This window comes from Tepidibacillus infernus, from assembly GCF_048898065.1.
GTDB classification, from domain to species: domain Bacteria; phylum Bacillota; class Bacilli; order Tepidibacillales; family Tepidibacillaceae; genus Tepidibacillus_B; species Tepidibacillus_B infernus.
The window spans coordinates 138,119-146,180 of the sequence record NZ_JBLWFI010000001.1; the positions used below are offsets into that span (position 1 = coordinate 138,119).

Genomic DNA, 8,062 nt, shown 5'->3' on the forward strand with positions numbered 1-8,062 from the left:
TTTCCGTTGACCACGTTGGTTGTGTAGGACTGTCTCGCCTTGCGGCTTTTGAACTTAGGAAATTCAACACGACCAGAGAAGAAGTTTTGGTATGCCTTCTGCAAATTCAGTTGAGCGTTTGCCAACGCAAGGCTATCGACTTCTTTGAGCCATGCAAACTCCTTTTTGTACTTGGCAGGGGTCGGGAATTTTTGCTTTTTCAAGGCTTCTTTGTCGTCCTTGAACTTCTCATATGTTTCCTTTCGTTCAGCCAACATTTTATTGTAGACGAAACGAACGCAACCGAAGGTTTTCGCAAGAAATTGCTCTTGTTCTTGTGTTGGGTACAGACGGAACTTATATGCTTTGTTTGCCATATCGAATCACCTCACTTCAATGGGCGCACCACCCGTTGTGAGTAAGCAAAAGCTTCTCAACATCGTGCTTCCATTCTACTAAGGAAATATTGTAATTTTCACCCAGTCTAACAAACATATCTTTTGCATAGTCAGATATGGTATCATCAATCACTTGTCTGCGATATTTTACGACCAGAACAAGATGATAGATAATATAGGAGGAACACAGAATGGTTATTACTGTCTAATTTCATTGATATATCATCCTTTCATTTATATAAGACTAATTATATCATAGCAAAAAAAGACAACTTTAGGCTACGCCTAACCGAAATTCATCTCCCACTTTCACTGGTGCTGGCACACCTTCACGTTTAGAAGTGGGAGACTTCTTTCGGAGGGAAGTTAAAAAATACCACAAAAAGAGATCTATTTCAATGGAATACGAATTTCATTTTTTCTTCATATCTACAGACTATCCTTTTAGTAAAAGATGAGAAATGGATAGTAGGAGTGAGGGATTTGCAAGCGCAGTTAAATGTTTTAAATGGTCAGGTAACACCACTTAAAATGAAAACAATTCAGAATGATTTTACTTCTATAAAGCCAAAGGGAGGACTCTGGATCTACTTCATAAAAACTTCATATTTATACTTTATAATATACCCATAGTGGTATTAGTATTAATAAAAATGTAAAAAATATTTTTGCAAAGAGGAGAGATAAGTATGGTACATTATACAGTAACGACACGAAAAGATATGGATCAACTTTTAATAGATATAGAAGCTGCTTTAAAAGAGATCCAATTTGGCATCCTATGGAAGTTTGATCTTCATGAGAAATTAGAGGAAAAAGGATTTTCTTCAGAAAAAGAACATACAGTCTTAGAAGTATGTAATCCAAAAGAAGCTTCTGAGGTGTTAGCAATTGCCCCACTTTCTAGTTACTTTCTTCCATGCAAAATTGTGATTTCTAGAGATGAAAAAGAAACACAAATCGGCTTCATTCGTCCAAGCGTTTTGATTGGAATCATGGAGAATGAAGAACTAATTAAAAAAGGCAAAGAGATTGAAGAAAAACTTACCCTTGCGATTAACCAAGCAAAATAATCAAGTTAATAAAAAATAGATTAGAACGCCGAGACTCTCGGCGTTTTTTGTTTGGTTTCATCAAATTTTCATTTTAATCTGGTACACTAATCACTATTCGAGATAATTTCAATAAAATAAACACCGAGAGGAGATCAAAATGGATAAAAAAAGGCAACGGAAGAAAATCTATCTCTTTACACTATTTATTCTATTAGGTGCGATTACATTATTTGCTGCAGGATGTTCTGTTCAAGAGGCTGTTGGCAGTGTAAATGGAGAACCGATTACCAAAGAAGAGTTATATGACCAAATGGTTAAACAATATGGGCAAGAAACATTCGATTATTTAACGACACAAAAAATCATTGAACTAGAATCCAAAAATCAAAAGATTACAATTTCTGATTCAGATATTGAAAAAGAACTGCAAAAAATGATGGAATCTTATGGTGGAGAAGAATCATTTAATCAAGCATTACAAATGAGTGGTATTACATTAGATGAAATAAAAGAAAATGTAAAAATAAACGTGCAATTAAAAAAGCTGCTTGAACCGCAGATTTCTATATCCGAAGAAGAAATGAAAAAATATTTTGATGAAAACAAAGAATCATTTGCTGAGCAAGAGCAAGTTAAAGCACGTCATATTTTAGTCGACAGTGAAGAGAAAGCAAAAGAAGTAAAAGCAGAATTAGAAAAAGGTGGAGATTTTGCCGAATTAGCAAAAAAATACTCGACTGATACAGGGACGAAGGATCAAGGAGGAGAGTTAGGTTATTTTGGAAAAGGAGAAATGGTTGCGGAATTTGACCAAGTTGCATTCTCTCTTGAAGTTGGTAAGATCAGTGATCCTGTCAAAACAGATTATGGCTATCACATCATTGAAGTTGAGGACAAAAAAGAAGCCAAACCAGCAAACTATGAAGAGAGTAAAAATGAGATTAAAGATATACTATCTGACCAAAAAATGCAAGACCTTTATCCAACATGGTTAGAAGACCAGAAAACGAAGTATAAGATTGAGAATTTTCTTGAGAAAAAGTAGTAAAAATAGGATAGTTTAGATTAGAGGTAGCTTATATTTTAAGCTACCTCAATGGTTCTTATCACAAAAATTTTGATCGATAATGGCTTAATGCAAGCAGTGGCCAAATGTAGCGATAACTATGGTAAAGAATATAAAAATTTCCTGGGAAACCTGCTCCAGTAGGATAGGTCGTCCGCCAATCCTTTTCTTTTCCTAAATCAATTAAACATTGAATCCCGCGTTGAATGGTTGGAGTCGGACGATTATAAACTGCGATTAAGGCATCGACAGCCCATGCTGTTTGCGATGGGGTGCTTGCCTGAAGAGGCACGTATTGTTTCTTGGCATCACTAATACAAGACTCCCCCCAGCCACCATCTTCTTTTTGGATGCTTAATAACCATTGAATTGCTTTTTGAATCCTAGGATGGTTAGAGGAAATACCTACTGCTTTTAACCCGGTAATCGCTGCCCAAGTACCATAAATATAATTAATCCCCCAACGCCCATACCAAGACCCATTTCTCTCTTGATTGAAGAATAACCAGCGAATCCCTTTTTGGACCGAAGGATGATAAGCATTTAAGCCTGCGTAATTTCCGAGGAATTCTAACGTTCTTCCCGTTAAATCGGCATGACTTGGATCAATCGTCACCGACTCAACCCCTTTAATTGGTAGTAAAGAGGTGTATTTTTTATTAGTGTTTTTCTCAAAGGCGGGCCAACCCCCGTCTTGATTTTGCATGGAAAGCGTCCAGATTGTCCCTTTTTGCCAAGCATAAAGATAGGAAGGATCATAGAATGCATTTGTTTGAATTGCTCGTAATGCAACAGTGGTATCATCTATATCTGGGTTAATGGTGTTACTTGGGGAAAAGCCCCACCCTCCGGGAATGGCTCTTGGATTGTGAAGTCGCCAATCCCCATATTTTGTATGCTGTTTCGCTAATAGGTATTGGTTAGCTTTTACAATCATCGGATCAGATGGAGGAATACCTGCTTCTTGAAGCGCATAGCTGATGAGAGCAGTATCCCAAATGGTTGGAGGGGAGTTTTGAATCGTTGTATATCTATCCGTTTTACATGCATAGGATTTTAAACCATTCACTGCTTTTGTGATCGTTTTTGAATCTTTTGAATAGCCTAGTGCTAATAAGGCGAAGATCATGACAAACGTCGCAGTGAAATAACTATAAAGGGTACCGTCATTTTCTATTCGATTCAATAAGAACTCTTCTGCTTTTTGAAAGGCAAGTTCACGTGGATTTTTCAGGTCAGAAAGTTGGTTTAAGGCATTCTCAATCATTTTCTCTTGCCAAGCCATTAGTTTGAAAGTTGACTCATTCGACTTTTCTGCAAGATATAACTCAGATAAGTTAGGCGATCTTAATGTCTTTAAGGAAAATTTTTTATTTGCTCCAATCATGATGGGGACAAAGTGAACCCTCGCATACCCGACAAAATCAAAGATATTAAAGGGGATAGGTGGAGGAAGTAAAATCAATTCAATCGGTAATCTTAAATTTTCTGGCCAATGATACTGCCCGGTAAAGGCTAGCATCACTTTTGTGAATAGGCTTACTTGAGACAAACCACCTTTTTCGATGATAAATTGTTTTGCTGCGATCATTTTCGGTTCCTCTGGATTCACATATCCTGAATAAAGCAAAGAATAGTAAGCTTCCACTGTAGCTGATAAATCTCCCTCTTCTTGATCATGATAAATCTTCCATGTGCCACTCGATGTTTGTTTTTCTTTTATTCGACGAACTAATGTTTGGATTAAAGCTTCATCATCTATCTCCAATGATCTTAGAAGAATAATCAGATAGGCATCAGCAATGATTCCATTTTCAAAGCAAAAATACCAAGCTCCATCACTCGCTTGTTTTTCCTCTAAAAGGCCAATCAAACGGTTGATTTCATCATTAACCCTATTTATCATTTATTTTCATCCTCTGTTAATAGTAAAGAAAGTTTAACTTTCTTCCGCTTATCGTTTAAGTTTTATATTCATAGAAATACACGGACAACGGAGCGCGTTGGAATATACAAACTTATGTAATTGCCTATCTTATGTTATTCAAATGATAAAAGAAAGGTTAATTTGAATTGATTTCATTTACATCAAATTTTCACATTTTCCGATTACACTCGATTTACAATCCAATCACCGTTCGCATCTCAGGGGCTAATATCAATCGAAGAACTCTATAAAATATTGAAAAATCCGGATTTGTGATTGAGGAAAATGGGTGGATATCCGCCGTTGCAGAAATGCCTTCCTTTCAATAGGATAGTTTATGAGCTTCATTCCACTTTTTTTGAAAGGAGAGCTAAACTTGTTTAAATTTCTTAAATTTTTACCTTTTATAACAAATATCTCTAAAATTGCAGTGCTATATTGGGGATTAAAAACACCATTGCGTCTATTTAAACGAATGTTTCTTCCTAAAGGGAAAGGATTTGCGTCACTCTTCAGCTTTTTTCCAAAAATAATAAGATTATAAATTTGTGATAGGTAAACAAAAAACCGTCTACAACATCACGTAGGCGGTTTGATCCTTATTTTTTCATTTGTTTTTTCCTATTAATCATATGTCGCTGTGGTTGAATGGTAAGCTCTGTCAGCACCGTACCTTCTCGTTGAGAAAGGATCGTTTCAACCGCATTTGCTACACATTCAGGTGTTAGATAGCTCTCAGGTACGTCACCTTCTTGAAAATCCAAATGATCATAGAAGGACGTTTGCGTCATGTCTGGATGAATAGTGACAACTTTTACTCCTGATTTCCGAATTTCATCAAATAGGCTGATCCCAAAATACGTAAGTCCTGCCTTTGTTGCTGCATATGCACAACCAAAGGTACTGGACTTTTTTGCTGTGATCGAAGAAATGTTAATGATATATCCTTTTGATTTGCGAAGTTCTCGCAATAATAAATTACTGAGAATCAGTGGTGCTTGGAGATTTGTAGCAATCATGGTTTCAATTTGTTTTGGACTTAAGGTTTCATGAGGACCAAAATAGCCCACTCCTGCATTATTCACAAGGATATAGATTTCATTCTCTTCGTCTTTGATTTGTTTTGTCACTTCAACGAGTTGTTTTGTGTTGGTAACATCGCAAACAATTTTTTGAAAGTGTTCGTGTTGATAGTCCGTTTTTGAAAAATCTCTTGCTAACCCATACACTAGAACATTCATTTGATTCAATTTTTTCGTAATGGCTAAGCCAATCCCAGTGGATGCTCCTGTTACAATTGCCGATTTCATTGTAGACTCCTTTTTTGATATTATGATGTATAAATTTTCTCTTTTGGTACATACTTTTCGATCATCTGAGTTACTTCTTGAATCAGTTGATTACGAATTTCTTTTGGATAGGTATAAACACCTTCCATATGTTCATAAGGGTAGTAAATCAGATCAGAATTATTTCGATATTTACGAATATTTTTCAGATAATCTTTGGGCATCCGAAAAACTCCCACACTGATATCCAGAATCTTCTCAACAGGTATGGTCATAAACGTTTGATCCAGACATTCCTGATAGTGTTCGCGCCAATCATCAATGTGTAAAAGAGGATCAAAACTTAATCGAACCTTCCATCCGTCATTGATCGCTTGTCTGATATTCGCAAGCCTTGCTTCTAAAGAAGAGGTGCCTCGTTCATAATGTTTCACGATAAAATCAGGGGATACCGTCCATCCCAAGATCACATTGTTCAAGGGTTCAAAATGACGAATTGCTCGATAATTGACACTTTTCGTTCGAATCTCAATCGTTACATTCGCATGATTTTTGGCATAGTGAATCCATTCCGCTGTAAATGGAGCAACGTTCTCAAATGCTAGTAGATCGGTATCATAAGAGATAGGAAGATAGACAGAATGTTTTTCTAACATCTGATCTAATTCGGCAAAATAATCTTCTATATTCACAAACATCACGACATGAGCAGAAGAAAACATGCCTTGTAGATAGCAATAATCACAATTATAAATACAATTTAAGATATTAGTCGAGTAGTAAAAATGTGGGTTCCCAAAATCATGACAAACTTCTGCACCAGGATAAAAATAATGATCTTTTTTTTTCGCTAAAATAAGCTTTTGTGCATTTTTTTGGACAAAAAAGTTTTGTTTTGGACGATGGAAAACTTCTTGATAGTGATCGATTTCAATTACTCTAGCATTGGGAAAATGCTGAAGAATCTTTTGTGCCATCGGATGATCTTTCATATTTTCCTCAACATAGATATGAGAGAACCTAGGTGTATAGAAGTTGTTTTCGGATTTGTTCAAAATAGTTCTTCCCTTCAGTCTTAGTTTTTACTTCAACATGAAGATACGATTGCAAAAGATCTAAAGGTTCCTTAGTACGAATTTTATATTGTTTTGTAAGATGAATCAATTGATGATACATAGTAATGGTTAGATGAAGGTGATCTCGAAGTTGCTGTAAAAGTTGCAGATCCTCTTCAGTTAGTACCTCTGGATCGGTAAAAGAAATCTCTTGTAATTTTTTAATAAATGCAGCAATTGGTTCCATTTGGTTTCTCATTAATTGTGAGACATCAAGAGATGTGATTTCATTTGGCTGCAATTGGTCAGAAATAATTTTTAGCATATGAATTTGATGGGGTGGCAAGAAAGTAGAAGCAGCTTCAAAAAATCCAGCCTCTTCCATATCTACAAGATCCCCTATCACTTCCTTACTTATTGATAGATCAACGATTGTAGAGAATGTCTCTAACACCCCTTCAGAAAAAGAATGTTCTACCAAGATGTCTGGATAGTAGTTATGCTTTGTATCATGATGAATGATTTTGTGACAGTAGATGAGATCGCCTTGTAACTTTTGGCTCTTAGCTCCCGCAACCCCAATATTCAGAATGGTATCTGTGGCCTTTACTTCATATTTTGTTAATAGATAAGTTGTAGCAATCGCAGAAGAAGTGATACCCACACCACTTACTGCGAGAACAATCCCGTTATTTTCATAGAGTTGAATCCTAGAGACTTGCAAAACTTTTTTTAGTTGAAAATACTCAATCAACGGTTTTGCTTCAGGGTATAATGCACTTATGATGAAGATCATTCACATCACCTGTCTTTTAAAAAGAAATATCTTTTCTTATTATAAATGAATGGTTGAAGGTAAGCATAACGAAAAAGATGATAAATGTATACTGAAAATCACTAGCGTTGCATAAATATAGTCGAAATTTTCAGTAAATATATTTTTGTGAATTATAGCCAAAAGGACAAAACCTAAAGAAAAGGTGATTCTGTCCATTTGGTAAATATATACATTTAGTGCAAGAGTGACAGGAATCATACTTTTATTTATGTGCTAGATCGTTCGTCAAACCGACGTAACCAAATATATGCTGGCTTCCAAATCGCAGCCTTTAACCAGCGAGTGATTTGAAGTAAAGATTTCTTACTCTTCATCTCAAATTGCACGAGAACATTTAAGCAATAAGTGATTAGTGCTAAGTAGATTTGATTTTGTATTGCCGTTTCACTCATTCCATAAAAATGTTTGATCTCAACATGCTGCTTGAGCCATTTAAAAAATAGTTCAATTGCCCA

General features: G+C 35.7%; 7 protein-coding genes and 2 pseudogenes. 2 read left to right on the forward strand and 7 right to left on the reverse strand.

All coding sequences use genetic code 11. From position 1 onward, the window contains the following. Together TEPIDINF_RS00775 and TEPIDINF_RS00780 are read right to left on the reverse strand one after the other, a co-directional pair. A partial coding sequence (locus TEPIDINF_RS00775; RefSeq protein WP_421691150.1) for a helix-turn-helix domain-containing protein occupies positions 1 to 356 on the reverse strand: 356 nt, incomplete at its 3' end. Positions 357 to 411: 55 nt separating this feature from the next. Next, positions 412 to 592, reverse strand: a pseudogene (locus TEPIDINF_RS00780) (transposase); the annotation flags it as partial. Positions 593 to 1,066: 474 nt separating this feature from the next. Here TEPIDINF_RS00780 and TEPIDINF_RS00785 point away from each other — a divergent pair. Together TEPIDINF_RS00785 and TEPIDINF_RS00790 are read left to right on the forward strand one after the other, a co-directional pair. Further along, on the forward strand, positions 1,067 to 1,450 hold the full coding sequence (locus tag TEPIDINF_RS00785; RefSeq protein ID WP_068722853.1) for a DUF302 domain-containing protein: 384 nt from the start codon (positions 1,067 to 1,069) through the stop codon (positions 1,448 to 1,450). Between the two features lie 139 nt (positions 1,451 to 1,589). Continuing rightward, a complete protein-coding gene (locus tag TEPIDINF_RS00790; RefSeq protein WP_421691151.1) occupies positions 1,590 to 2,477 on the forward strand; it encodes a peptidylprolyl isomerase in 888 nt (295 codons plus the stop codon). 61 nt (positions 2,478 to 2,538) lie between these two features. Here TEPIDINF_RS00790 and shc read toward each other — a convergent pair whose 3' ends face one another. From shc to TEPIDINF_RS00815, 5 genes and pseudogenes are all read right to left on the reverse strand, one after another. Further along, positions 2,539 to 4,404 carry a squalene--hopene cyclase gene (gene shc / locus TEPIDINF_RS00795; protein WP_421691152.1) on the reverse strand — a complete coding sequence of 622 codons (1,866 nt, stop codon included), beginning with the start codon at positions 4,402 to 4,404 and terminating at the stop codon, positions 2,539 to 2,541. Positions 4,405 to 5,024: 620 nt separating this feature from the next. Beyond that, positions 5,025 to 5,735 (reverse strand): SDR family oxidoreductase, encoded by a 711-nt coding sequence (locus tag TEPIDINF_RS00800; protein ID WP_421691153.1) that lies wholly within the window; start codon positions 5,733 to 5,735, stop codon positions 5,025 to 5,027. Between the two features lie 20 nt (positions 5,736 to 5,755). After that, entirely contained in the window at positions 5,756 to 6,769 is a 1,014-nt protein-coding gene (locus tag TEPIDINF_RS00805; protein ID WP_421691154.1) for an SPL family radical SAM protein, read from the reverse strand. Further along, complete coding sequence (locus tag TEPIDINF_RS00810; RefSeq protein WP_421691155.1) at positions 6,735 to 7,565, reverse strand: 5'-methylthioadenosine/S-adenosylhomocysteine nucleosidase family protein; 831 nt, start codon at positions 7,563 to 7,565, stop codon at positions 6,735 to 6,737. The genes TEPIDINF_RS00805 and TEPIDINF_RS00810 overlap by 35 nt, the downstream gene beginning before the upstream one ends. 248 nt (positions 7,566 to 7,813) lie before the next feature. Beyond that, positions 7,814 to 8,062, reverse strand: a pseudogene (locus TEPIDINF_RS00815) (IS4 family transposase); the annotation flags it as partial.

Bases quoted from the DNA above. Each gene is read 5' to 3' on its own strand.
- TEPIDINF_RS00790 (WP_421691151.1), top strand. From the start codon at position 1,590: ATGGATAAAAAAAGGCAACGGAAGAAAATCTATCTCTTTACACTATTT.
- shc (WP_421691152.1), bottom strand. From the start codon at position 4,404: ATGATAAATAGGGTTAATGATGAAATCAACCGTTTGATTGGCCTTTTA.
- TEPIDINF_RS00800 (WP_421691153.1), bottom strand. From the start codon at position 5,735: ATGAAATCGGCAATTGTAACAGGAGCATCCACTGGGATTGGCTTAGCC.
- TEPIDINF_RS00810 (WP_421691155.1), bottom strand. From the start codon at position 7,565: ATGATCTTCATCATAAGTGCATTATACCCTGAAGCAAAACCGTTGATT.
- TEPIDINF_RS00785 (WP_068722853.1), top strand. From the start codon at position 1,067: ATGGTACATTATACAGTAACGACACGAAAAGATATGGATCAACTTTTA.